Annotated in this window: 21 protein-coding genes; 11 read left to right on the top strand and 10 right to left on the bottom strand. The window is 64.4% G+C overall.

What is annotated here, in order from left to right:
• Window position 1: 1 nt before the first annotated feature.
• A complete protein-coding gene (gene metF, locus I6F16_RS14400) occupies window positions 2-922 on the bottom strand; it encodes a methylenetetrahydrofolate reductase [NAD(P)H] (protein WP_225111665.1) in 921 nt (306 codons plus the stop codon).
• 374 nt (window positions 923-1,296) lie between these two features.
• Here metF and I6F16_RS14395 point away from each other — a divergent pair, with 374 nt between their 5' ends.
• Window positions 1,297-2,310, top strand: a complete 1,014-nt coding sequence (locus I6F16_RS14395; RefSeq protein ID WP_036021573.1) for an LLM class flavin-dependent oxidoreductase — start codon at window positions 1,297-1,299, stop codon at window positions 2,308-2,310.
• 185 nt (window positions 2,311-2,495) lie between these two features.
• Here the strand turns inward: I6F16_RS14395 and I6F16_RS14390 are convergent, their stop codons facing one another.
• Both I6F16_RS14390 and I6F16_RS14385 read right to left on the bottom strand, forming a co-directional pair.
• The gene (locus I6F16_RS14390) at window positions 2,496-3,353 is read right to left on the bottom strand and encodes a prephenate dehydratase (protein WP_035998021.1); all 858 of its coding nucleotides are present in this window, start codon (window positions 3,351-3,353) and stop codon (window positions 2,496-2,498) included.
• Window positions 3,354-3,374: 21 nt separating this feature from the next.
• Window positions 3,375-4,115, bottom strand: coding sequence for a 3-deoxy-manno-octulosonate cytidylyltransferase (locus I6F16_RS14385; RefSeq protein WP_035998024.1), 741 nt, complete (start codon window positions 4,113-4,115; stop codon window positions 3,375-3,377).
• Window positions 4,116-4,346: 231 nt separating this feature from the next.
• Here I6F16_RS14385 and I6F16_RS14380 point away from each other — a divergent pair, with 231 nt between their 5' ends.
• The 6 genes from I6F16_RS14380 (at window position 4,347) to I6F16_RS14355 (ending at window position 12,857) form a co-directional block, all read left to right on the top strand.
• Window positions 4,347-4,901, top strand: coding sequence for a cytochrome c family protein (locus I6F16_RS14380; RefSeq protein ID WP_225111666.1), 555 nt, complete (start codon window positions 4,347-4,349; stop codon window positions 4,899-4,901).
• Window positions 4,902-5,110: 209 nt separating this feature from the next.
• Window positions 5,111-7,024 (top strand): extracellular solute-binding protein, encoded by a 1,914-nt coding sequence (locus I6F16_RS14375; RefSeq protein WP_225111667.1) that lies wholly within the window; start codon window positions 5,111-5,113, stop codon window positions 7,022-7,024.
• Window positions 7,025-7,038: 14 nt separating this feature from the next.
• On the top strand, window positions 7,039-8,925 hold the full coding sequence (locus I6F16_RS14370) for an extracellular solute-binding protein (RefSeq protein WP_225111668.1): 1,887 nt from the start codon (window positions 7,039-7,041) through the stop codon (window positions 8,923-8,925).
• A 2-nt stretch (window positions 8,926-8,927) separates the two neighbouring features.
• Complete coding sequence (locus I6F16_RS14365; protein WP_035998032.1) at window positions 8,928-10,037, top strand: microcin C ABC transporter permease YejB; 1,110 nt, start codon at window positions 8,928-8,930, stop codon at window positions 10,035-10,037.
• Window positions 10,037-11,215 carry an ABC transporter permease gene (locus I6F16_RS14360; protein ID WP_036036808.1) on the top strand — a complete coding sequence of 393 codons (1,179 nt, stop codon included), beginning with the start codon at window positions 10,037-10,039 and terminating at the stop codon, window positions 11,213-11,215. Before I6F16_RS14365 ends, I6F16_RS14360 begins: the two co-directional genes overlap by 1 nt.
• Window positions 11,216-11,219: 4 nt before the next feature.
• Window positions 11,220-12,857 carry an ABC transporter ATP-binding protein gene (locus I6F16_RS14355; RefSeq protein ID WP_192893079.1) on the top strand — a complete coding sequence of 546 codons (1,638 nt, stop codon included), beginning with the start codon at window positions 11,220-11,222 and terminating at the stop codon, window positions 12,855-12,857.
• A 7-nt stretch (window positions 12,858-12,864) separates the two neighbouring features.
• On the opposite strand, the gene I6F16_RS14350 is transcribed toward I6F16_RS14355, so the two are convergent.
• Window positions 12,865-13,719, bottom strand: coding sequence for an NlpC/P60 family protein (locus I6F16_RS14350; RefSeq protein WP_035998042.1), 855 nt, complete (start codon window positions 13,717-13,719; stop codon window positions 12,865-12,867).
• Window positions 13,712-15,082: a leucyl aminopeptidase family protein gene (locus I6F16_RS14345; RefSeq protein ID WP_225111669.1), complete on the bottom strand. Its 1,371-nt coding sequence runs from the start codon at window positions 15,080-15,082 to the stop codon at window positions 13,712-13,714. The genes I6F16_RS14350 and I6F16_RS14345 overlap by 8 nt, the downstream gene beginning before the upstream one ends.
• A 59-nt stretch (window positions 15,083-15,141) precedes the next feature.
• Between I6F16_RS14345 and I6F16_RS14340 the strand changes: the two genes are divergently transcribed.
• The 4 genes from I6F16_RS14340 (at window position 15,142) to I6F16_RS14325 (ending at window position 17,958) form a co-directional block, all read left to right on the top strand.
• Complete coding sequence (locus I6F16_RS14340) at window positions 15,142-15,408, top strand: hypothetical protein (protein WP_146207666.1); 267 nt, start codon at window positions 15,142-15,144, stop codon at window positions 15,406-15,408.
• A gap of 124 nt (window positions 15,409-15,532) precedes the next feature.
• The gene (locus I6F16_RS14335) at window positions 15,533-16,585 is read left to right on the top strand and encodes a metallophosphoesterase (protein WP_225173827.1); all 1,053 of its coding nucleotides are present in this window, start codon (window positions 15,533-15,535) and stop codon (window positions 16,583-16,585) included.
• Window positions 16,586-16,623: 38 nt separating this feature from the next.
• Window positions 16,624-17,034, top strand: a complete 411-nt coding sequence (locus I6F16_RS14330) for a hypothetical protein (RefSeq protein ID WP_225111672.1) — start codon at window positions 16,624-16,626, stop codon at window positions 17,032-17,034.
• A gap of 96 nt (window positions 17,035-17,130) precedes the next feature.
• A complete protein-coding gene (locus I6F16_RS14325) occupies window positions 17,131-17,958 on the top strand; it encodes a tetratricopeptide repeat protein (RefSeq protein WP_036021589.1) in 828 nt (275 codons plus the stop codon).
• 48 nt (window positions 17,959-18,006) lie between these two features.
• On the opposite strand, the gene I6F16_RS14320 is transcribed toward I6F16_RS14325, so the two are convergent.
• The 5 genes from I6F16_RS14320 to I6F16_RS14300 are packed head-to-tail and all read right to left on the bottom strand — an operon-like array spanning window position 18,007 to window position 23,475.
• Complete coding sequence (locus I6F16_RS14320) at window positions 18,007-18,981, bottom strand: type II secretion system F family protein (RefSeq protein ID WP_036021591.1); 975 nt, start codon at window positions 18,979-18,981, stop codon at window positions 18,007-18,009.
• A gap of 9 nt (window positions 18,982-18,990) precedes the next feature.
• Window positions 18,991-19,968, bottom strand: a complete 978-nt coding sequence (locus I6F16_RS14315) for a type II secretion system F family protein (protein ID WP_225173826.1) — start codon at window positions 19,966-19,968, stop codon at window positions 18,991-18,993.
• 16 nt (window positions 19,969-19,984) lie between these two features.
• The gene (locus tag I6F16_RS14310) at window positions 19,985-21,454 is read right to left on the bottom strand and encodes a CpaF family protein (protein ID WP_036036829.1); all 1,470 of its coding nucleotides are present in this window, start codon (window positions 21,452-21,454) and stop codon (window positions 19,985-19,987) included.
• Between the two features lie 21 nt (window positions 21,455-21,475).
• Window positions 21,476-22,744, bottom strand: a complete 1,269-nt coding sequence (locus I6F16_RS14305; RefSeq protein WP_035998070.1) for an AAA family ATPase — start codon at window positions 22,742-22,744, stop codon at window positions 21,476-21,478.
• Complete coding sequence (locus tag I6F16_RS14300) at window positions 22,741-23,475, bottom strand: CpaD family pilus assembly protein (RefSeq protein WP_225111673.1); 735 nt, start codon at window positions 23,473-23,475, stop codon at window positions 22,741-22,743. Before I6F16_RS14300 ends, I6F16_RS14305 begins: the two co-directional genes overlap by 4 nt.
• Window positions 23,476-23,490 lie beyond the last annotated feature (15 nt).

Here is a 23,490-nt window from a genome sequence, read left to right as displayed (position 1 = left end):
CTTAAGCCGCCTTCTGCGCGCTCTTGGCGCGAATGCCGAGCAAATGGCTGATCGCGAACACGAGATCGGCGCGGTTCATGGTGTAGAAATGGAAGGTGTCGACGCCGTGCTTGGCGAGCTTCTGCACCTGGCCGGCCGCAACGGTCGCGGCCACCAGCTTGCGCGTCTCGGCATCGTCATCGAGGCCCTCGAACTTCGCCGCGAACCAGTCGGGCACCGTGGTGCCGGCACGGGTCACGAAATTGCGCGCCTGCTTGAAATTGTGCATGGGCATGATGCCGGGCACGATCGGGATGTCGATGCCGCGCGCACGCACGCGGTCGAGATAGCGGAAGTAGAGATCGTTGTCGAAGAACACCTGCGTGATCGCGCGCGTCGCACCCGCATCGACCTTGGCCTTGAGCGTGTCGATATCGGCATCAAAGTCGCGCGCTTCGGGGTGCTTCTCGGGATAGGCAGAGACCGAGACCTCGATGTCGCCGTGCCGCTTCTTGATGCCGGCGACGAGCGCGGCCGAGCTCTGATAACCCTCGGGATGGCTCGAATAGGGCGTGCCGATGCCGCCGACGGGATCGCCGCGCAAGGCCACGATGTGGCGGACGCCGACCTCGTGATAACGGTCGACGATCTCGTCGATCTCGCCGCGCGAAGCACCGACGCAGGTCAGGTGCGCCGCCGGCAGCAGCGCGGTCTCTTTCAGGATGCGCGTGATGGTCGAATGGGTGCGCTCGCGAGTCGAGCCGCCGGCGCCATAGGTCACCGAGACGAACTTCGGCTCGAGCGGGGCCAGCCGGTTGATGGTCTCCCAGAGATTGCGCTCCATCTCTTCCGTCTTCGGCGGAAAGAACTCGAAGGAGATCGCGGGCCGCTTCAGGTGCCTGTCCTGCCGGTCGGCTGTCGCAGGCGTCGTCAGGTCAGTCATGGCGCCACTCACTCCAATGTCAGGCCGGCAATCGGGGTCTAGCCTCGGAGAGCTAAAATACGGCAAAGGTCCCTTGATCGACAGCCCATCATGCATGGGAAGTTGCCCATTCAGGTGTAGTTTGGCGGGTCATTCTTGCGAATCATGTTTTGGGTGGGAAGCGCGCTGCATGACATAATGTATTGAATTTTCAGATATTATCTCTCGTGAGCCATCTTTTATGAACGATTTTCTTGGTGGGCAGACCAAAATCGTCTGCAAAGTAGCGGCGCTTGTCCCAACTCCAGCCGCTGGCGTGCCAGCCCGTCCGTACACGTCAGGCCTGCGCAGCCGGCCCATTGTCGCCGCGACCGCCTCCATTACGTTAAGCCGCCATGATCCCGCTCTCCGTCCTCGACCTCTCCGTCGTCACATCAGGCACCAAGCCCGCCGCGGCGCTGCGCAACAGCATCGATTTGGCGCGTCACGTCGATGGCCTCGGCTATGTCCGCTACTGGCTCGCCGAGCATCACAATCTCGCCTCCGTCGCGAGCCCCGCGCCCGACCTGATGATCGGCCAGATCGCGGCGGTGACGAAGCACCTCCGCGTCGGTTCCGGCGGGGTGATGCTGCCCAACCATGCGCCGCTGGTCGTCGCTGAGCGCTTCAAGATGCTGGAGGCGCTATTTCCGGGCCGGATCGATCTCGGTCTCGGCCGCGCGCCGGGCACCGACGGTGCGACGGCTTACGCGCTCAGGAGCCGGCTCGACCGCCGCGAGGGCGACGATTTCCTGGAGCGGCTGCACGAGTTGATCCTGTGGGAGACGCGCGAATTCCCCGCGGGGCACCCCTACAACAACGTCGTCGCAATGCCCGACGACACCAGACTGCCGCCTATCTGGCTGCTCGGCTCCAGCGATTATTCCTCGGAATTGGCCGCCCAGGTCGGCATGGGCTTCGCCTTCGCCCATCATTTCGCGTCCCACGACGCGATCGATGCGATGGTGCATTACCGCAATCGCTTTCAACCCTCGGCCTGGCGTGCGAGCCCACATGCCATTCTCGCGGTCGCCGTCATTGCGGCCGATACCGACGAGGAGGCCGAAAGGCTCGCCTCGTCCTTCGACCTCAACCGTCTTCGCCGCGACCGCGGTCAATATCTGCCGCTGCCGAGCGTCGAGGAGGCGATGGCCTATCCGTATACGGACGCCGAGCGCACCTCGATCCTGCGCAACCGCTCGCGCCTGTTCGTCGGCAGTCCCGCGACGGTGCAGAAGAAGCTGCAGCCGCTGATCTACGCAAGCAAGCCGGACGAGCTGATGGTGATCACGGCGGTATATGACCACGCGGCGCGAAAGAAGTCGTATTCGCTATTGGCGGAGGCATTCGGGCTCAGAGCGGCGGGGTAGCTTACCCTCCCCTGGAGGGGGCGGGTCGATTGCGCGCAGCGCGAGCGGGGTGATCTCTCCACTCGGGCAGTATTCGACGTGGAGAGACCGTCACCCACCCCGCTACGCATTGCGCTGCGCTCCATGCGTAGCGACCCACGGGCGAGCTGCGCTCGTCCCGGACCCCTCCAGGGGAGGGTGAGGGATCAATCCTGCACTTCGCTGAACGTGGCGCGGAACGGATGGCCCGGATATACGCCGACGATGCGGAATTCGCGCGAGAAGAATTTCAGCTCCTCGATGGCGAAGGCGAGGCCCTTGTCATCGGGATGGCCGTCGACGTCGGCATAGAACTGCGTGGCGAAGAAATTGCCGTCGACCATGTAGCTCTCGAGCTTGGTCATGTTGACGCCATTGGTGGCGAAGCCGCCGAGCGCCTTGTAGAGCGCCGCCGGCAAATTGCGCACCCGGAAAACAAAAGTCGTGACGAGCGGCCCGGTGCCTTGGGGCGCCCATTTCGGCTCGCGCGCCAGCACCACGAAGCGAGTGGTGTTGTGGGCCTCGTCCTCGATGTCCTCGGCGAGGATGTCGAGACCGTAGATCTTTGCAGCAAGGCGCGAGGCGATCGCGGCCACCGTCTTGTCCTTGCGCTCCGAGATGTCGCGGGCGCTGCCGGCGGTATCGGCATGCACGATCGGCTTGATGCCGAGCTTGCGGATGATGCGCCGGCACTGGCCGAGCGCATGCACATGGCTCTCGACGCTCTTGATGTCTTCGAGCTTGGTGCCCTTCACGGCCATCAGCTGATGCCGGACCGGCAGAAACCATTCGCCGACGATGAAGAGGCCGGACGCCGGCAGGAGGTGATGGATGTCGGCGACGCGGCCGGCGACCGAATTCTCGATCGGGATCATGCCGAGATCGGCCTCGCCCGACGAGATCGCCGACAGCGCGTCTTCGAATGTGGCGCAGGGCATCGGTTCGGCGTCGGGATAGGCCTCGACGATGGCGATGTGGGAATTGGCGCCAGGCTCGCCCTGGAATGCGATCTTCATCTTGCTCATGCTCGGCCTTGTAGCAGCGGCTCAGGATTTGGAAAGGATGCTGCGCGCGGTCTCGAGGTCCGCCGGCGTATCGACCCCGCGGGGCACGGTGTCGACGATGGTGAAATCGATGCGCATTCCGGCCTCAAGCGCCCGGAGCTGCTCGAGCTTCTCCTGCAATTCCAGCGGAGACGGCGGAAGAGAGACGTAGCGCTCCAGCGCGGCGCGGCGAAAGGCATAGAGGCCGATATGGTGATAACGCGGTCCGTCGCCGGTCGGGGCGGTCGCGCGGGTGAAATAAAGTGCGCGCATCCGCCTGCCGCCAACCGAGGTTCCGATCGCCTTCACCACGCTTGGGGCGAGATCCTCTTCCTCGGTGTGGATCCGCGAGGCCAGCGTCGCGATGTCCACGGCCGGGTCTTGCAGCGGCGGCAGCACCTCGCGGATGTTGTCGATCGTAATGGTCGGGAAATCCCCTTGGACATTGACCACGATCTCGGCCTTGCCCTCGGGATCGAGCTTCTGCATGGCCTCGTGGATGCGGTCGGAGCCGGAGGGGTGGTCGCCGCGGGTCATCACGGCCTCGCCGCCATGGGCGGTCACGACCGAGGCGATCTCGTCGGTGTCGGTGGCCACCGCGACCCTGCCGATTGCGGCGGCCTCGGCACGGCGCAGCACATGCACGATCATCGGCAATCCCGCGATATCGGCGAGCGGCTTGCCGGGCAGACGGGTGGCGGCCATGCGAGCCGGGATCAGCACCAGGATGCGGGGATCGATCATCGGGTTCAAAGGTCTGAGGTCAAGAGCCTGAAAACGGAGCGTTTTCCGCACCGGGACATGGGGTGGGGACGGGCCTGAAGCCGGATCGCTTATACGGGTTGCCAGACCCCGGGCAAACCGATATCTCAATGGCAAAACTCGGGGAAACAATAAGGAACGTTTGATTCTCCGAGGCTCGTCCTGCGGCCATCCGGGCCGCTGTTTCCTTCTTGCGGTGGGGCCTGGCCGGAAATGGACTCTTTCGAACTCAACAAGATTCTCGGCGCCGTGTTCGGCACCTGTCTCTTCCTGCTGGTGACGAGCTTCACCGCGAGCGCGCTGTTCTCTCCCAAGATGCCGGAAAAGCCGGGCTTCGAGATCGCGGTCAAGCAAGATGCCGGCTCCGGCAAGGAGGGCGCCGCTGCCGCCGCATCGTCCGAACCGATCGAAAAGCTGCTCCAAACCGCCTCCGTCGACAAGGGCGCCGCGGCCGCCAAGAAGTGTGGCGCCTGCCACACCTTCGAGAAGGGCGGCCCGAACCGAGTCGGTCCGAACCTCTATGGCGTCGTTGGCGAGCCCAAGGGCCAGGGCCGTGGTGGCTTCAACTTCTCGGCCGCCATAAAGGCCAAGGGTGGCAACTGGAGCTTCGACGACCTCAACAAGTTCCTCGCCAATCCGAAGGGCTTCATTCCGGGCACCGCGATGGGCTTTGCCGGTGTTGCCAAGGATTCCGAGCGTGCCGATATCATCGCCTATCTGAATTCGCAGTCGGAGAAACCTCAGCCGCTGCCGACGGCGTCAAAATAAGGTCCCAAGAACCGGCGCTCGAATACGGCCAGGCTGAAAAGTCTGGCCGTTTCCTTATCCGGGCCTCGCGGCGACGTTATCGGGGCGTTTGGCCGCATCCGATAGGCCGGCCGGGCTTCCAAGATGAGGAAAAAGCAACATATTCGGTCGAAACCTCGCCTATATTGGGAACTTAAAGGAGTAGCCTCCTTCAAGACAGGGATGTTGATTTGGCCATTACCCGACGCGATCTCCTGCTCACCGGCACTGCAGCCGCAGCGCTTCCAGCCCTTGGCTCCGTCGCGGGCGTTCCCGTCGGCGTGGCGCATGCGCAATCAGCAACTGAGCTGCCTTCCGGCGGGTTGCCTTGGCGCCACGCGCTGTCGCTGTTCGGAAAGGTCAAGTACCCCGCCGACTTCAAGCGCTTCGACTACGTCAATCCGGACGCCCCCAAAGGCGGTGTCGCGCGCCAGATCGCCGTCGGCACGTTCGACAATTTCAACATCGTCGTCTCCGGTGTGAAGGGCCAGGTCGCCGGTGCCGTCGCGTTCATCTATGAATCGCTCCTGACGCAGTCGCTCGACGAGGTCTCGACCGAATACGGCGCGCTGGCCGAAGCGGTCAGCCATCCCGACGATTTTTCCTTCGTCACCTATCGCCTGCGGCCGCAGGCGAAATGGCATGACGGCAAGCCTGTTACGCCGGAGGACGTGATCTTCTCGCTCGATTCCTTCAAGAAGAACCATCCGATGTACTCGGCCTATTACAGCCATGTGGTGAAGGCCGAGAAGGTCGGCGAGCGTGACGTGAAGTTCGTGTTCGACGCACCCGGCAACCGCGAGCTGCCGCTGATCGTGGGACAGCTGATCGTCCTTCCGAAACATTGGTGGGACGGGACGGACGCGCAGGGCCGCAAGCGCGATATCGCCACCACCACGCTGGAAGTGCCGCTCGGCTCGGGCCCTTACAAGGTCAAGGAATTCGTCGCAGGACGCTCGATCGCGCTGGAGCGCGTCAAGGACTATTGGGGCCGCGATCTTCCCATCAATGTGGGCCGCAATAATTTCGATGAGCTGCGCTACGAATATTTTCGCGACGGCACCGTTGCGATCGAGGCCTTCAAGGCCGACCAGGTCGATTGGCGCACCGAGAACAGCGCGAAGAGTTGGGCGACCGCCTATGATTTCCCAGCCGTGACCGAAAAGCGGGTGATCCTCGAGGAATTCGTCAATCGCAGCTCGGGCGTGATGCAGGCCTTCGTGCCGAACCTGCGCCGCGCCAAGTTCAGCGATCCGCGCGTGCGTCGTGCGCTCAACTACGCGTTCGACTTCGAGGAGATGAACAAGCAGATCTTCTACGGTCAGTACAAGCGCATCAGCAGCTATTTCGACGGCATCGAGGAGCTGATGGCAACGGGATTGCCGCAGGGTAAGGAGCTCGAAATTCTCGAGACCGTCCGCGCCCAGGTACCGCCCGAGGTCTTCACGACGCCCTACACCAATCCGGTCGGGGGGAGTCCGGAGGCGGTGCGCGACAATTTGCGTGAGGCGCTGCGCCTGTTCAAGGAAGCCGGCTACGAGGTGCGAGATCGCAAGCTGGTCGACGTCAAGACCGGTGCGCAGTTCTCGCTGGAATTGCTCAACTCGGATCCCAGCTTCGAACGAATTACGCTGTTCTACAAGCCGTCGCTGGAGCGGCTCGGCATTGCGGTGAGCGTTCGGACGGTCGATCCGACCCAGTATGAGAACAGGACGCGCGAGTGGGACTTCGACATCGTGACGAACTCCTGGGGCGAGTCACAATCGCCGGGCAACGAGCAGCGCGAGTTCTGGTCCTCCAAATCGGCCGACATCGCCGGGTCGCGCAACATCGCCGGCATCAAGAATCCGGCCATCGACAAGCTGATCGAGCGCGTGATCTACGCCACTGATCGCGACGATCTCGTCGCGGCCACCAAGGCCCTCGACCGCGTGCTGCTGTGGAATCACTACGTCGTGCCGCAATGGACCTACAACAAGGTGCGCACCGCGCGCTGGGATCGCTTCGGCCGGCCGACGGAATTGCCCAGGTATGGTCTGTCCGGCTTCCCGTTCATCTGGTGGTACGACGCAGACAAGGCGGCACGGATCGCAAAGAAATCGTGAAGGACAATCCCCGCATGACGCAGATGTCACGCCGCCATGTGCTGGTCCTGGGTGTTGGCGGCGCCCTCGGGGCGTCCGTCGGCCCGCCGCTGCTGCGCAGCGCGCGAGCATCGGAAGCGGCGACCGAGGCGCACGGCATGTCGGCATTCGGCGATCTCAAATATCCCGCCGACTTCCGTCATTTCGATTACGTCAATGTCGACGCGCCGAAAGGCGGCACGTTCTCGCTGATCCCGTCGGTGCGGGCCTACAATCAGTCCTACCAGACCTTCAACTCGCTCAACGCCTTCATCCTGAAAGGCGACGGCGCACAAGGTATGGGTATGACGTTCTCGCCGCTGATGATCCGCGCAGCTGACGAGCCCGACGCAATGTACGGGTTGGCGGCCAAATCCGTGCAGATATCGCCGGACAAGCTGGTCTACCGCTTCGCGATGCGACCCGAGGCGAAATTCCACGACGGGACCAGGCTCACCGCCCACGATGCAGCCTATTCGCTGACGACTCTGAAGACCAAGGGGCATCCGCTGATCACCGTGCAGATGCGCGACATGGTCAGTGCCGAAGCCCTCGACGATGCGACGCTCGTCGTCACCTTCGCCAAGGGGCGTGCACGCGACGTGCCGCTCTATGTCGCCAGCCTGCCGATCTTCTCGAAGGCGTACTACGCCTCCCGCCCGTTCGATGAATCGTCGCTGGAGATTCCGCTCGGCTCGGGCCCGTACAGGGTCGGCAGGTTCGAGGTCAATCGCTACATCGAGTTCGAGCGCGTGAAGGACTGGTGGGCCGCTGATCTGCCGCCCTGCCGCGGCAGCTATAATTTCGATGTCGTCCGCTATGAATTCTACCGCGACCGCGACGTCGCCTTCGAGGGCTTTACCGGCAAGAGCTATCTTTATCGCGAGGAGTTCACTTCGCGCATCTGGGCGACGCGCTATGACTTCCCCGCGGTGAAGGAAGGCCGAGTCAAGATGGAGGTCGTGCCCGACGATACGCCCTCCGGCGCGCAAGGCTGGTTCATCAATACGCGGCGCGACAAATTCAAAGACCCCCGCGTGCGCGAGGCCCTGATCAACGCTTTCGATTTCGAATGGACCAACAAGACAATCATGTACGGCGCCTATGCCCGCACGGTGTCGCCGTTCCAGAACTCGGACCTGATGGCCGGCAATGCGCCGCCTTCGCCGGAAGAGCTGAAGCTGCTGGAGCCGTTTCGCGGCCAGGTTCCTGACGAGGTGTTCGCGGCGCCGTTCACGCCGCCGGCCTCCGACGGCTCCGGACAGGACCGCAGCCTGCTCCGCAAGGCGCAGCAATTGCTGACCGAGGCCGGCGTGCCCATCAAGGACGGCAAGCGGGTGCTGCCGAACGGCGAATTGTTCAAGATCGAGTTCCTGCTGGATGAGCCCTCGTTCCAGCCGCACCACGCGCCTTACATCAAGAATCTCGCGACGCTTGGCATCGAAGCGAGCGTGCGCCTTGTCGATGCCGTGCAGCACAAAGCCCGGCAGGAAGATTTCGATTTCGACATGACCATCCAGCGCTTCAGCATGTCGGCGACGCCAGGCGATGCCATGCGCGCGTTCTTCTCCTCGCAGGTCGCAAACACCAAGGGCTCGTACAATCTGGCTGGCGTCGCCAGTCCGGCGATCGACGCCATGATCGAGAAGATCATGGCGGCCGACAGCCGCGAAGACCTGACCGTCGCCTGCCGCGCCTTCGATCGCCTGTTCCGCGCCGGCCGGTATTGGGTGCCGCAATGGTACAACAAGACGCACCGGCTGGCTTATTGGGATCAGTTCGGACATCCGCCCAAGCTGCCGCGCTATGCCAACGGCGTCGGCGCGCCCGACATCTGGTGGTATGAGCCCGCCAAGGCGGCCAAGCTCGAGCAGGCAAAATAGCCATGAGCGCCTATATCGCCCGCCGCCTCCTGCTAATGATTCCGACCCTGCTTGGGATCCTCTTCGTGTCCTTCGTCGTGGTGCAATTCGCGCCCGGCGGCCCGGTTGAACGCGTGATCGCGCAGCTCTCGGGCGCCGACACCGGCGGCACCTCGCGCATATCGGGCGGCAGCGATTTTGCGCAGCGCGCGCCGGGGCAGGTCGGTGCGGGCGGCGATTCCGTCAACTCGAAATATCGCGGCGCGCAGGGCCTCGACCCCGATTTCATCAAGAAGCTGGAAGTGCAGTTCGGCTTCGACAAGCCGGCGCCGGAACGCTTCCTGCTGATGGTGTGGAACTTCGCCCGCTTCGATTTCGGCAAGAGCTATTTTCGCGACGTCAGCGTGCTCCAGCTCATCAAGGAAAAGCTGCCGGTCTCGATCTCGCTTGGCCTCTGGCTAACACTTCTGACCTACCTGATCTCGATCCCGCTCGGCATTCGCAAGGCCGTGAACGACGGGGCGCGGTTCGACACCTGGACCTCGACGGTGCTCGTGCTCGGCTATGCCATCCCCGGTTTTCTGTTCGCCATTCTCCTCATCATCCTGTTTGCCGGCGGCTCCTTCTTCAACTGGTTCCCGCTGCGCGGACTGACCTCGGACGGCTGGTCGCAGTTTCCCTGGTATTGGAAGATCATCGATTATTTCTGGCATCTGACGTTGCCACTTATCGCCATGGGGCTAGGTGCCTTCACCACCATGACGTTCCTGACCAAGAATTCGTTCCTGGATGAGATCCGCAAGCAATACGTCATGACCGCCCGCGCCAAGGGCTGCAGCGAGAACCGGGTGCTCTATGGCCACGTCTTCCGCAACGCGATGCTGATCGTGATCGCCGGCTTCCCCGGCACTTTCATCCACGCCTTCTTTTCCGGCTCGCTGCTGATCGAGACCATCTTCTCGCTGGACGGGCTCGGACTGCTCAGCTTCGAGAGCGTGCTCAATCGCGATTATCCCGTGGTGTTCGGCACGCTCTACATCTTCTCGCTGGTCGGCCTCGTGATCAACCTGATCTCCGACCTGACCTATATGTGGATCGACCCCCGGATCGATTTCGAAGCGCGGGAGGTCTGATGACGATCACCGCGCCGACGCCGATCGAGACCACAGCGAAGTCGCCGCTCGGCGATGCCGTTCCGATCACGCGCAAGCCGTTCGCTCCATCGCCGCTTAACCGGCGGCGGTGGCAGAACTTCAAGGCGAACCACCGCGGCTACTGGTCCTTCTGGATCTTCATCGGCCTGTTCGTGATCTCGCTGTTCGCCGAGCTGATCGCGAACGATCGGCCCTTCCTGATCAAGTTCGACGGTCGGCTATATTGGCCGGCCTTCGTGACCTATTCGGAGACGACGTTCGGCGGCGATTTCGAGACGGCGGCCGATTACCGCGACCCGTACTTGCAGAAGCTGATCAAGGACAAGGGCGGCAGCGTCGTCTGGCCGCTGATCCGTTACTCCTATGACACTCACAATCTCGATCTGCCGACGCCGGCGCCGTCGCCGCCGACCTGGATGCTGACGGAGAAGCAGTGCAAGCCGGTGGTGGAGAAGAAGGGACTGAAGAGCTGCCGCGATCTCGAATACAATTGGCTCGGCACCGACGATCAGGGCCGCGACGTGGTGGCGCGGCTGATCTACGGCTTCCGCATCTCGGTGCTGTTCGGCCTTTGCCTCACCATCGTTTCGTCGGTCATCGGCATCGCGGCGGGTGCGGTGCAGGGCTATTTCGGCGGTTGGGTCGATCTGATCTTCCAGCGTTTCATCGAGATCTGGACCGCGATTCCATCGCTGTATCTTCTCCTGATCCTGTCCTCGGTGCTGGTGCCCGGTTTCTTCGTGCTACTCGGCATCTTGCTGCTGTTCTCCTGGGTCTCGCTGGTTGGCCTCGTGCGGGCCGAATTCCTGCGCGGGCGCAATTTCGAATACGTCCAGGCGGCACGTGCGCTCGGCGTCTCCAATCCTCTGATCATGTTCCGCCACCTGCTCCCTAACGCGATGGTCGCGACCATGACGTTCCTGCCGTTCATCGTTTCGAGCTCGGTGATGACGCTGACGGCGCTCGATTTCCTCGGCTTCGGCCTGCCACCGGGATCGCCCTCGCTCGGCGAATTGCTCTCGCAGGCCAAGGCCAATGTGCAGGCACCGTGGCTCGGCTTCTCCGGCTTCTTCTCGGTCGCGATCATGCTCTCGCTGTTGATCTTCATCGGTGAAGCCGTGCGCGACGCCTTCGACCCGCGTAAGACGTTCAGGTAAGGCCATGGATGCGATCAACCAGCCCCTGCTCGCCGTTCGCGACCTCTCGGTGGCCTTTCACCAGGGCGGCGCCACCACGCTCGCGGTCGACAAGGTCTCGTTCCAGATCAAGCGCGGCGAATGCGTCGCGCTGGTCGGCGAGTCCGGCTCCGGCAAGTCGGTCAGCGCACTCTCGATCCTGAAGCTGCTGCCGTATCCGAATGCCTCCCATCCCTCCGGCAGCATCCGCTTCAAGGGCCAGGAGTTGATCGACCAGTCCGAGCAGCAGATGCGGGAGATCAGGGGCAGCGACATCTCCATCATCTTCCAGGAGCCGATGACCTCGCTCAATCCGCTGCACACGATCGAGGCGCAGATCGGCGAGATCATCCAGCTGCACAATCCGACCAGCAATGCGCAGGCCCGCAAGCGAACGCTGGAGCTCTTGACCCAGGTCGGCATTCCCGATCCAGAGACGCGGCTGAACAGCTATCCGCACCAGCTCTCCGGCGGCCAGCGCCAGCGCGTGATGATCGCGATGGCGCTCGCCAACGAGCCGGATCTTCTGATCGCGGACGAGCCGACCACGGCGCTCGACGTCACGGTGCAGGCGCAGATCCTGGCGCTGCTCGCCGAGATCCGCGCGCGGCTCGGCATGAGCCTGCTGTTCATCACCCACGATCTCGGCATCGTGCGCCGGATCGCCGACATCGTCTGTGTCATGAAGGGCGGCGTGATCGTCGAGCAGGGTCCGGTCGAGCAGGTCTTCAAGACCCCGAAACATCCCTATACACGCGACCTGCTCGCGGCGGAGCCCAAGCCCGATCCGGCGCCGCCGCAGCCGAATGCGCCGGTGGTGATGTCGGCCAATGACCTAAAAGTCTGGTTCCCGATCAAGCGCGGCCTGATGCGCAAGACGGTCGGTCACATCAAGGCGGTCGACGGTGTCAGCGTCGCCGTGCGCAAGGGCGAGACGCTCGGCGTCGTCGGCGAATCCGGCTCGGGCAAGACTACGCTGGGGCTGGCGCTGCTGCGGCTGATCTCCTCGAACGGACGCATCGTGTTCTTAGGGAACGACATCCAGGGCCTGCGCTTCAAGGAGATGCGTCCCTTCCGGCGCGACATGCAGATCGTGTTTCAGGATCCGTTCGGCTCGCTCTCACCGCGCATGTCGGTCGCCGACATCATCGCCGAGGGCCTGTCCGTGCATCAGCCGGCGCTCTCGCGCGAGGAACGCGAGGCGCGCGTGGTCAAGGCACTCGAGGATGTCGGACTCAATCCGGAGACGCGCTTCCGCTATCCGCACGAATTCTCCGGCGGCCAGCGTCAGCGCATCTCGATCGCGCGCGCGATCGTGCTGGAGCCTGATTTCGTCGTGCTGGACGAGCCGACCAGCGCGCTCGACATGCTGTTCCAGGCGCAGATGGTCGATCTGTTGCGCGAGCTCCAGCGCAAGCGCGAGCTCACCTACATGTTCATTTCGCACGATTTGCGCGTCGTCGCCTCGCTCGCCAGCCACCTCATCGTGATGCGCGGCGGCAAGGTCGTCGAGGAGGGGCAGGCGGCCGAATTGTTCAGGAATCCGAAGACGGATTATACCCGAGCGCTGTTCGCGGCCGCGTTCCGGCTGGAGACGGCCGGGAACGGGGCGGTGGCGACGTAGCGCTCCGTCAGAGCCGCTTGATCGCGACGACCTCGCTGCCGGCCGCCTTGATCCGCGCGATCGCCGGCTCGATCGGCTCGATCACCGTTGCCATGTGATGCGCATTGGCGTGAACCATGGTGGTGGCGTCGCGCACGATGGCGACATGACCTTTCCAGAAGATCAGATCGCCGCGCTGCAAGCTGCTCCGCTCATGCGGCTCCAGCGTGCGGCCGAGACCGGCGAGCTGCATGTCGCTGTCGCGCGGGCAGCCGATCCCGGCTGATGTCAGCGAGACCTGGACGAGGCCGGAGCAATCGATGCCAAAGCTGCTCTTGCCGCCCCAGAGATAGGGCGTGCCGACGAAGCGCTCGGCCACCGCGACGAAATCCGGCTCGCGATGATCGAGCGGGATGAGATGCGTTCTCGGCAGATATCTGCCGTCGTGCGTCACGGCGAAGCTGCCGTCCTCGCGCGCCACGGCAAGCTTCGATCCCATCACGAGCGTGTCGGCCGGCGGCAGCTTGATCGAGGGGCCGGGGAACGCAAACGTCCGCAGTGCGCCGACCAAGTGCGTTGCGGCAGCCGACGGTTTTGCGAGCGCCGCATCCGGGAGCCAGCCGACATAGCCATCGCTACTGAGCTGGCCCCAGGCCCAACCCTCGCCGTTGCGGTCGTAGATGGTGACGCGTTCGCCGCGCAGCGCTTCGGTCATCAACGTCGCGTTCGAGGACGGCTGCTCGCGTATGGGCGCGATCGGCTCGACGACCTCGAACTCGTCACCCTCGACGAAGCGCTGCGCCTCGACCTTGCCTTCGAGATATTTGGCGGCAAGGTCGCCCCGCGCCGGCGTCAGCCTCGGGTCGTGTCCTGGATCAGGCATAGCGCTCGCTCAGCAGTGCGTAGATGGCGCGTGCGGCCTGGCATTCGCCGCCCTCGGGCCGCGCCGGCTTCGCCGACGGCGTCCAGCCATAGATGTCGACATGGAGCCAGCTCTTGGCGTGCTCGACGAAGCGTTGCAGGAACAGCGCGCAGGTGATCGAGCCGGCGAAACCGCCCGAGGGTGCATTGGTGATGGTGGCGGTCTTGGAGTCCAGCCAGGCATCGTAAGGCGGCCACAGCGGCATGCGCCACAACGGATCGTTCTCCCTCATCGCGCAGCGCGCGAGGTCGGCAGCCAGCGTCTCATCATGGGTGTAGAACGGCGGCAGATCCGGCCCCAGCGCGACGCGGGCGGCGCCGGTCAGCGTGCCCAGGTCGATCAGCAGATCGGGCTTCTCCTCATCGGCCAGCGCCAGCGCGTCGGCGAGCACGAGGCGGCCTTCGGCGTCGGTGTTGCCGATCTCGACGGTGATGCCTTTGCGCGAGGTGAAGATATCGAGCGGGCGGAAGGCATTGCCGGCGACGGCGTTCTCCACCGCCGGAATCAGCAGGCGCAGCCGCACCTTCAGCTTCGCATCCATCACCATGCGCGCCAGCGCCAGCACGTTGGCGGCGCCGCCCATGTCCTTCTTCATGATCAGCATGCCGCTCGACGGCTTCAGGTCGAGCCCGCCGGTATCGAAACAGACGCCCTTGCCGACCAGCGTCACCTTGGGATGATCAGGATCGCCCCAGACGATGTCGATCAGCCGCGGCGCGCGGCTGGAGGCCATGCCGACGGCGTGGATCAGCGGAAAGTTCTTTGCCAGCTCTTCGCCGACGGTGCAGGAAAAGCTCGCGCCGAACTCGGCGGCGAGCGCTTGCGCAGCTGCGGCGAGCTCATCCGGGCCCATGTCGTTGGACGGCGTGTTGATGAGGTCGCGCGCGAGCATTGCCGCATCGGCAATCCGCTCGATCTCGGCCGCGTCGACACTGTCAGGCGGCACCAGCCGGATCTCGGGGCGATCTGCCTTGCGGTAGCGGGCAAAGCGGTAGCAACCCAATGCGAAGGCGAGCGCGGCCAGCCGCGCATCGTGCGGTGCATTGGCAAACCGATAGGTGCCGGGCGGCAAGAGGCCGGGCAGGGCGCCGGGCCGAAACAGGTCGCGCGATCTTGCATCCTCTTCCTCGAGCCCGAACAGCACCTGCGCAATGGTGCCGTCGGTCGCGGGCAGCGCCAGATAGCTGCCCGGCTTGGCGGCGAAGGCGCTGGCACGCGCGAATTGGCGTTGCGCCGGCGGCAGCGTTTCGGCGACCTGATCCCAGCTCGATTTGGTGACGAAGGTGATCGGGGTGGCGGTGGATGACGTCTCGAAGAAAGGCATTGGCGGGTCCGGATCGTCAGTTCAGGCGAGTCATGCGAACGGACGAGACTTCGCAGAGTTTGGCCGCCGCTGCAATCGGCTTTGCCGTCACCGTTCAGCGAGCCGCTACTCGCCGCAAGGTGGGCATGCGGTTCGATGCGCTCGACGAGATCCGCGAGCGGCTTGCCATCGAGTATCGACCGGGCGCGACGAAACCGTCCGCGGACAAATCTCGTATCTCACGCCGAGAGCTGCCGTTCGCAACGCCACGGCCGCAGGGCTTTACTAGCGCTTCGGTTGTGGCATTATCGACGAACATTTTAGATTGTGTCGCTTGTTCTGCATGAACCCGAACGCAGACACGCGGCGGCATGGTGCCTGCCCAGGTTGGGTCGATACGGCTGAATCTGCTCGTCGAAGCATTTTTCTCATTGTTTGGGCGGCGCAGCATATGCAGATGAGCGGCGCAAAATGGATAGATCGTTCGTTGTTGCGCAGATTTCCGACCTGCATCTGGACGGGTCGGGCCGGCTGCTTCCGGCCATCGAGACGCTCAGGGCCGCGATTTGCGAGAAGATGGCGGCTGCCGCGAATGCTCCCGATCGCATCCTGCTGATCACGGGCGATCTGGTGGACGACCCAACGCCGCGCGCGCTCGACGAGGCGCTCGCCGTCATCGCATGCTTCCGGCAGACGGGGCTGTTCACCGACATCCAAGCCGTGGCAGGCAATCACGACGTCAAGCGGCCGAACCAGCGTGCGGGCCGTCACGACGCCTACGATTACCTGCACCTGCCGCGGACCGCGAAGAATGTCTATTACCGTCAGGCAGGCCTCGACCTGGTGCTGCTCGATTCCAATCGCGCCAACTTGAAGGCGCTCGCGAGCGGCAAGATCGACGAGAGCGCTTACAAGGCGATGGTCGCCGATTCCGCCCGGCTGAGCGCCGAGGTCGCGGGAAGCATCGGTTCGGCCGGGCGCGCCGACTACGCCGAGCCGGCGGAAAATCTGGTGCGTGTGCTGGCCCTGCACCATCACCCACTGCCGCAGGCCACCGGCGAAGGAAAGCGCTTTCTAGGCATGCCGGACGAGCCGCTGATGTATCTCGCCGCACCCGCGACCTTCCTCGAGGCCGCCACCTCGCTCAATGTCGATCTGGTTCTGCACGGTCATCGCCATGTCGAGGGGCTGACCCGCTATTCCATCCCCGATCCGCGTGCGACGTCGAGCGAGAGCGGTGAGGCGTTCTGGCGCACGATCTACGTGCTCTCCTGTCCGTCCTCGACCGGGCAAGCCGGCGACGATGCCGGTTTCAACCTCGTCCATTCGGCCCCGCGTCCCATACCGGCCGCAACGAGCACCGCTTCGCGATCACCCGCTATACGAGGCTCCGCAACGATGCGGCCTTCAGGCCGCTCGATTCCAACCTGCCGGGCGGCGTCATCAGGCTGCCGGCGGGGCGGGATTTTTCGCGCGATCCGGCCGTCCAGTCGGCGATCGAGGCGGCCTCGTCCCGCACACTGAAACGCGACCAGGTCGCGGCGATCGTCCGCCGGCTGTTCATGCGTGGCAGCTTTTACGATGAGGCGGAGCCGAACTGGGCGATAGCGCTCTACACCTACATGGTCTCGGCCCATGCCTGGGCGGAGCTCGAGAAGGCCGCGAGATCCCGGCCGGGATTCGACAGCGACGCGCTCGCCGCGGTGAAAACGTTGCTCGGCCGATTGATCGAGCAATCCGCTGACGTGCTCGGCATCGATCGCGCTCAGCTCGATGAGCTCTACGGGAGAGGCCTGATCAATTGTAACGACTTCCTGCGTCAGGTGCCGCGGCTGCCTTCTGAAGGTGTCGACGTTCAGCGGCGGGGGCGGCAGAGGCTGCAACTGCTGCTGGAGCTGGATCAGCAGGTGCAGGCGCTCGGCCCCGATCTCGGCCTCGGCGGCAAAGCGCCGCCGCAACCATCGCCGGCGTGAGAGAAGCGCGTCTGAGCGCTGTTAACCGGCCGTTAGGGTTAACATTCTACTGCTGACACGTTCGGCTCGATCGAGCAGCTCGAGAGTCAAAGCGTCATGCGTCAACGGATCAGGCTTACCCGGCTACTTGCTTCGACGTCGCTGGTCGCGACGGTGGCGATGAGCCTCGGCGGCTGCACGGCGATGTCGAAGCTCTCGGAGGTGACGGGCTCGGTCGGCCCCCGGGCGGACGCGGCCTCCGCCGATCGCGCGCCCACCGATCCGGCGCGTGCGGTCGAAGCCTATGGCGAGCGCTACCGCGCCAATCCCAAAGATGCCGACGCCGCGCTCGCCTATGGACAGGCCTTGCGCGCCAACGGCCAGCGCGCCCAGGCCGCCGCCGTGCTCGAGCAGGCGACCATCGCCAACCCCGGCAACAAGGCGCTGCTTGCCCAGTACGGCCGCGCACTCGCCGACAACGGCAATTTCCAGCAGGCCTTCGACGTGCTGTCGAAGGCGCATTCGCCCGACAATCCGGACTGGCGCCTGCTCTCCGTGCAGGGCACCGCGCTCGACCAGATGGGCCGTCATGAGGAGGCGCGATCCTATTACGCGAGCGCGCTCAAGATCGCACCGGGTGATCCCGGCGTGCTCTCCAACCTCGGCCTGTCCTACATGCTGTCGAAAGAGCTGCCGAAGGCGGAAGAGGCGCTGCGGCAGGCGCATGCCTCGCCGCGTGCCAGCGCCCGGGTCCGGCAGAACCTCGGCCTGGTCGTCGGCCTGCAGGGCCGCTTCGCGGAGGCGGAGACCATCGTCAAGGCGGACCTGCCGCCGGACCAAGCTGCGGCCAATGTCGCCTATCTCAAGGAGATGCTGAGCCGTAGCGAGGCCCCGCGCGGCGCGCCGAAGCGGACGCCGGTCGCTTCGCTGAGCCAGCCCGGCTGATCATCTGACTTCCTGGCCTTGGTGGCGGACCGTACGGTCCAGCCCGGCTCATTGCATCTCGGTGACCTTGATGGCGGTGGGTCCGAGAATGACCACGAACAGCACAGGCAGGAAAAACAGGATCATCGGCACCGTGAGCTTCGGCGGCAGCGCGGCCGCCTTCTTCTCGGCCTCGTTCATGCGCATGTCGCGATTTTCCTGCGCCATGACGCGCAGGGAATGGCCGAGCGGAGTGCCGTATCGTTCCGCCTGTTGCAGCGCCAGACACACCGACTTGACGCCCTCGAGCCCGGTGCGCCGTGCCAGGTTCTCATAGGCGACTTTGCGATCCTGCAGGTAGGACAGCTCGGCCGTGGTCAGGGTGAACTCCTCCGACAGCGCGATCGACTGGCCCACGATTTCGGTCGCAACTTTCCGGAATGCCATCTCGACCGACATGCCCGATTCGATGCAGATCAGGAGCAAATCGAGCGCGTCGGGAAACGCACGCTTGATCGAGAGCTGGCGCTTGGAGATCGCATTCCTGAGGAACAGCATCGGCGCCTGGAGGCCGAGATAGGCGGCGCCGATACAGATGCCGATCTTGATCGGCATCGCCTGTTGCATGTTTCCGATCACGAACACGTAGAGGGCCGAGCCGATCAAGAACACGATCGGGGCGACCATGCGGGCAAACAGGAAGGTGATGTAGGGCGCCTGGCCGCGGTAACCCGCCATGATGAGCTTGTCCCGCGCAGCCTCCTGCGCGAGCCACTTGGTCAGGTTGAAGTCCTCGACCACCTTGGAGACGAGTTGCTTCGGCGTCTGGCGCAGTGAAACCTTCTCGCTCTTGTTGAGACGCTCACGCTCGCGCTGCCGGATGCGTTCACGCTCGCTCGCCACCGCCTTCATGCGCTTGGAGAGGCCCTCGCCGGCGAACAACGGCATCACCAGCGTATAGACGGTGGCGCTCGCGGCGATCGCCGCGAGCAGCATGGTCATGAAACGGACGTCGTGCAGTTTCGAGACGAGGAATTCGACCATGCGACACCGTCAGAAATCGAAGTTGATCATCTTCTTCATCACCAGGATGCCGATCGACATCCAGACGACGCAGCCGACCAGCATCAGCTGGCCGGTGGGATGAGTCCAAAGCACCGAGATGTATTGCGGCGTCGTGAGATAGACCAGGAACATCACGATCGGCGGCAGCGAGCCGATGATGCCGGCCGAGGCCTTGGCTTCCATCGACATCGCCTGGATCTTTTCCTTCATCTTCTTGCGGTCGCGCAGCACCTTGGACAGGTTACCGAGCGCTTCGGAGAGGTTGCCGCCCGATTTCTGCTGGATCGACACCACGATCCCGAAGAAATTGGCTTCCGGCAGTGGCATGCGCTCGTAAAGCCGCGCGCAGGCCTCGCCCAGCGGCATGCCGATCGCCTGCGTCTCGATGATGGCCAGAAACTCGCTGCGCAGCGGCTCGGGCGAATCGGCGGCTACGACCTTGATCGATTCGAACAAGGGCAGGCCTGCCTTGATGCCGCGGACGATCACGTCGACCGCGTCGGGCAGTGCAGCCAGGAACTTGGTTTCGCGACGCTTCTTGAGGAAGCCGAGTGCCCAGCGCGGCAGGCCGAAGCCGCCGGCAAAGGCAAGACCGGCGGCGCCGATCAGGCCCCCGCCCGCGAACATAGCGGCCGCGAAAAAAACGCCGGCCACCACGGCGGACAAGGTCCAGAACTTCTGCGGCGTCCAGTCGAGCCCGGCCTGCGACAGGCGGACGCTGAGCGGAGCGCTCTTCTCCTGGGCGCGCCGCGCTTCGAGGTCCTTCAGCGTGGACTCGACCTGCTCGCGGCGAGAGCGCTGGGTTTTCTCGGCCTGCCGGGCCGTGGGCGCTTCGGCGCGCGCGACCGAGGCACGGCGGCTTTCCGCCTTTCGCTCCCCAGACAGCACCGGATAGAGGAATACCCAGGCGATGCCACCAACTGCTGCGGTGGCGAGGAAGGCGAGGGCGAGGACCTGCATGTTCATGGCGCTGCCAATCTGCTCACGTCTTCGGCGCGACTTCCGCCGCGTCGAGCGCCGCGGCGAGGCGCTTCTCCTCGCCGTAATAACGGGCGCGTTCCCAGAACTTCGGACGGCCGATGCCGGTTGAGCGGTGCCGGCCGATGATCTTGCCGTTGGCGTCCTCGCCGACCATGTCGTAGAGGAAGATGTCCTGGGTGATGATGGTGTCGCCTTCCATGCCCATCACCTCGGTGATGTGGGTGATGCGGCGGGAGCCGTCGCGCAGGCGCGCGGCCTGGATGATGACGTCGATCGAGGCGCAGATCATCTCGCGAATTGTTCGCGACGGAAGGGAAAAGCCGCCCATCGTGATCATGGATTCGCAGCGCGACAGCGCCTCGCGCGGGTTGTTGGCGTGCAGCGTGCCCATCGAGCCGTCATGGCCGGTGTTCATGGCCTGCAGCAGGTCGAAGGCTTCGGGTCCGCGGACCTCGCCGACGATGATGCGTTCGGGACGCATACGCAGGCAGTTGCGCACCAATTCGCGCATCGTGACCTGGCCCTCGCCCTCGATGTTGGGCGGACGGGTTTCCAGCCGCACCACGTGAGGCTGCTGCAGCTGGAGCTCGGCGGCGTCCTCGCAAGTGATGACGCGCTCGTCGTGCTCGATGTAGTTGGTGAGGCAGTTGAGCAGGGTCGTCTTGCCCGAGCCGGTACCGCCGGAAATCAGCACGTTGCAGCGGACGCGGCCGATGATCTGAAGGATCTCGGCGCCTTCCGGCGTGATCGCGCCGAACTTGACAAGCTGATCCAGCGTCAGCTTGTCTTTCTTGAATTTGCGGATGGTGAGCGCGGGGCCGTCGATCGACAGCGGCGGCACGATGGCGTTGACACGGGAGCCGTCGGCGAGGCGCGCGTCGCAGATCGGCGAGGATTCGTCGACGCGCCGGCCGACCTGGCTGACGATGCGCTGGCAGATGTTGAGAAGCTGCTGGTTGTCGCGGAAGCGGATGCCGGTACGCTGGATCTTGCCGCCGACCTCGATGTAGACGGTGTTGGCGCCATTGACCATGATGTCGGCGATGTCGTCGCGCGACAATAGCGGCTCGAGCGGGCCGTAACCGAGGACGTCGTTGCAGATGTCGTCGAGCAGCTCCTCCTGCTCGGCGATCGACATCACGATGTTCTTGATCGCGATGATCTCGTTGACGATGTCGCGGATTTCCTCGCGCGCGGACTCCGAATCGAGCTTGGCGAGCTGGGCGAGGTCGATGGCCTCGATCAGCGCGCCGAAGATGGTCGCCTTGACCTCGTAATAATTGTCCGAACGCCGGCTCTCCATGGTCGGAGGCGGCGGAGCCTTGGCGGGCGCAAGCGGCGGCGAGGCGACGGCCGGCGGAGGCGGAGCGCGCGACACCGTCGGCGCCTGAGCCGGGGCAGGCTCGAGCGACACGGCGCCGGGCTTGGGCGCCCGAAGGTCGGTGTCTGTTCCGCTACGCTTACCGAACACTTAACAACTCCATGCGGCGGCTTATCTTCCCCGCAACTTCTCAATCAGAGGTGAAAGCAGGGACGACTTTTGCTTCTTGGTCTCGCTGCGGCCGGTCAGGCGCTGGGCGATCTGCAGGAACATCTCGATCGACTTGTGGTTGGCGGAGATCTCCGCGATCATCTGGCCGTTGTTGGCCGCCGAGCCGAAGATCTGCGGTTCGAACGGGATCGAGACGACCGGCTGGCTCTCGATTGCCTTGGCGAACTCCGCGGCGGCGATCTCGGGCCGTTTCGGCACGCCGACCTGGTTCAGGCAGTAGAGCGGCGGCCGGTCATTGGGGCGGGCGGCCTTCAATAGATCGAACAGGTTCTTGGTATTGCGCAGATTGGCGAGGTCCGGGGCGGCCACGATCAGGATGTCGTCCGCCCCGATCAAGGCGCGCTTGGTCCAGCCCGACCATTGATGCGGAACGTCGAGCACGATGCAGGGCATGGTGGAGCGCAGCGTGTCGAATACGGCATCGAAAGCGTCAGTGCCGAAATCATAGACCCGGTCGAGCGTCGCAGGCGCCGCCAGCAGGCTGAGATGGTCGGTGCATTTCGACAGCAGGCGGTCGATGAACGCGGTGTCGACGCGGTCAGGCGAGAACACGGCGTCGGCGATACCCTGCGGCGGATCCTGGTTGTAGTCGAGCCCGGCGGTGCCGAAGGCGAGGTCGAGATCGGCGACGACGGCGTCCATCGCGAGGTCTCGCGCGATCGCCCACGCGACGTTGTGCGAGATGGTCGAAGCCCCGACGCCACCCTTGGCTCCGACCACGGCGATGATGCGGCCGACTGCCTTGGCTTCGGGGGCCGAGAACAGGTTGCAGATCGAGCGTACGACGTCGATCGCGCCGACCGGCGCGAGCACGTAATCGCTGACGCCGCGGCGCACCAGCTCGCGATAGAGCGTGACGTCGTTGATGCGGCCGATCACCACCACGCGGGTGCCGGCATCGCAGACGGTGGCGAGCTGGTCGAGTCCGCCCAGCAGGTCGTTGCGACCGTCGCTCTCGAGCACGATCACGTTCGGCGTGGGAGCCGAGCGGTAGGCTTCGATCGCGGCCGCCATGCCGCCCATCTGGATCTTCAGGTGAGCCTTGCCGAGACGGCGATCCTCGCCGGCCGACTGCACCGCGGCGGCCGTCTCCACGGTTTCGCAGAAGGCCTGAACCGAGACGCGCGGCGCAGGCGCAATATGCTCCTCGACCGGCGGAGGAGCTGCTGCCGGCTGCTCTTCGTGTGTCTGGCGCGCGTAACTGATCATTTGCCGGTGTCGCTGAGTTTGGCCCTGTCGGCCTCGGGATAGGTGGTCGCCGTCGTCGTTCCCTTGCGATACTTCTCGAACCCGGTGATGCGCCGCGGCGTGTATGACGGAGTTTCGGGCCGCGGCTGCTCAAGATCCGACGGATTGTCGACCATGGCCGCGAGGTTGCGCTGATAAGCGCAGCCGTAATTGTAATAGTCCTTGTTCTCGAACCAGCGCTTGTTCTTCATCGAGGGTCCGATGTCTTCCGGCCACAGGCCGCAGGGACCGGCGACTGCGGCAATCCGGGAATAGGTGAGCCGGATCGGGGGGAGGAAGCGCTTGTCTTGCGGCTGGTAGGGGTGAAGGCTGACGCCGCGCGGCGGAACGCCTGCCGCCGCCAGCATCGCCTGGATCTCACGCATCGTATCGGCGACCGGGCGAGCATTGGGCGTATGGGAAGGCACGTCGATGCGAATCGCGCCGGTGCCTTCTTGCAACCACGCCGATGCCACGCCCATCACGTCAGCGCGTTGGGCCGCGGTTAATCCGCCGCGGGCATGACCCACGAAGACGACGATCGAGCGATTCTGCTCCTCGACCGCGATCGGATGGCGCTGCTTGTAGTCGTCGGGAATGGACGCCGTGAGGACTTCGTCGTGCTGGCAGCCCCCGACCGCGAGCGCGAGGCCGATGAGCGCGCCACCGAGGCTGATGGCGCGCTTGCGAAGCTGGGGTGGTCTCGTGATCATCGTGAAATCCCCGTT

Origin of the sequence: Bradyrhizobium sp. IC4060, from assembly GCF_020193715.1 — a bacterium.
GTDB classification, from domain to species: Bacteria; Pseudomonadota; Alphaproteobacteria; order Rhizobiales; family Xanthobacteraceae; genus Bradyrhizobium; species Bradyrhizobium yuanmingense.
Note: the sequence above shows the minus strand (reverse complement) of the source record. Positions and strands in the feature narration are given on the sequence as shown.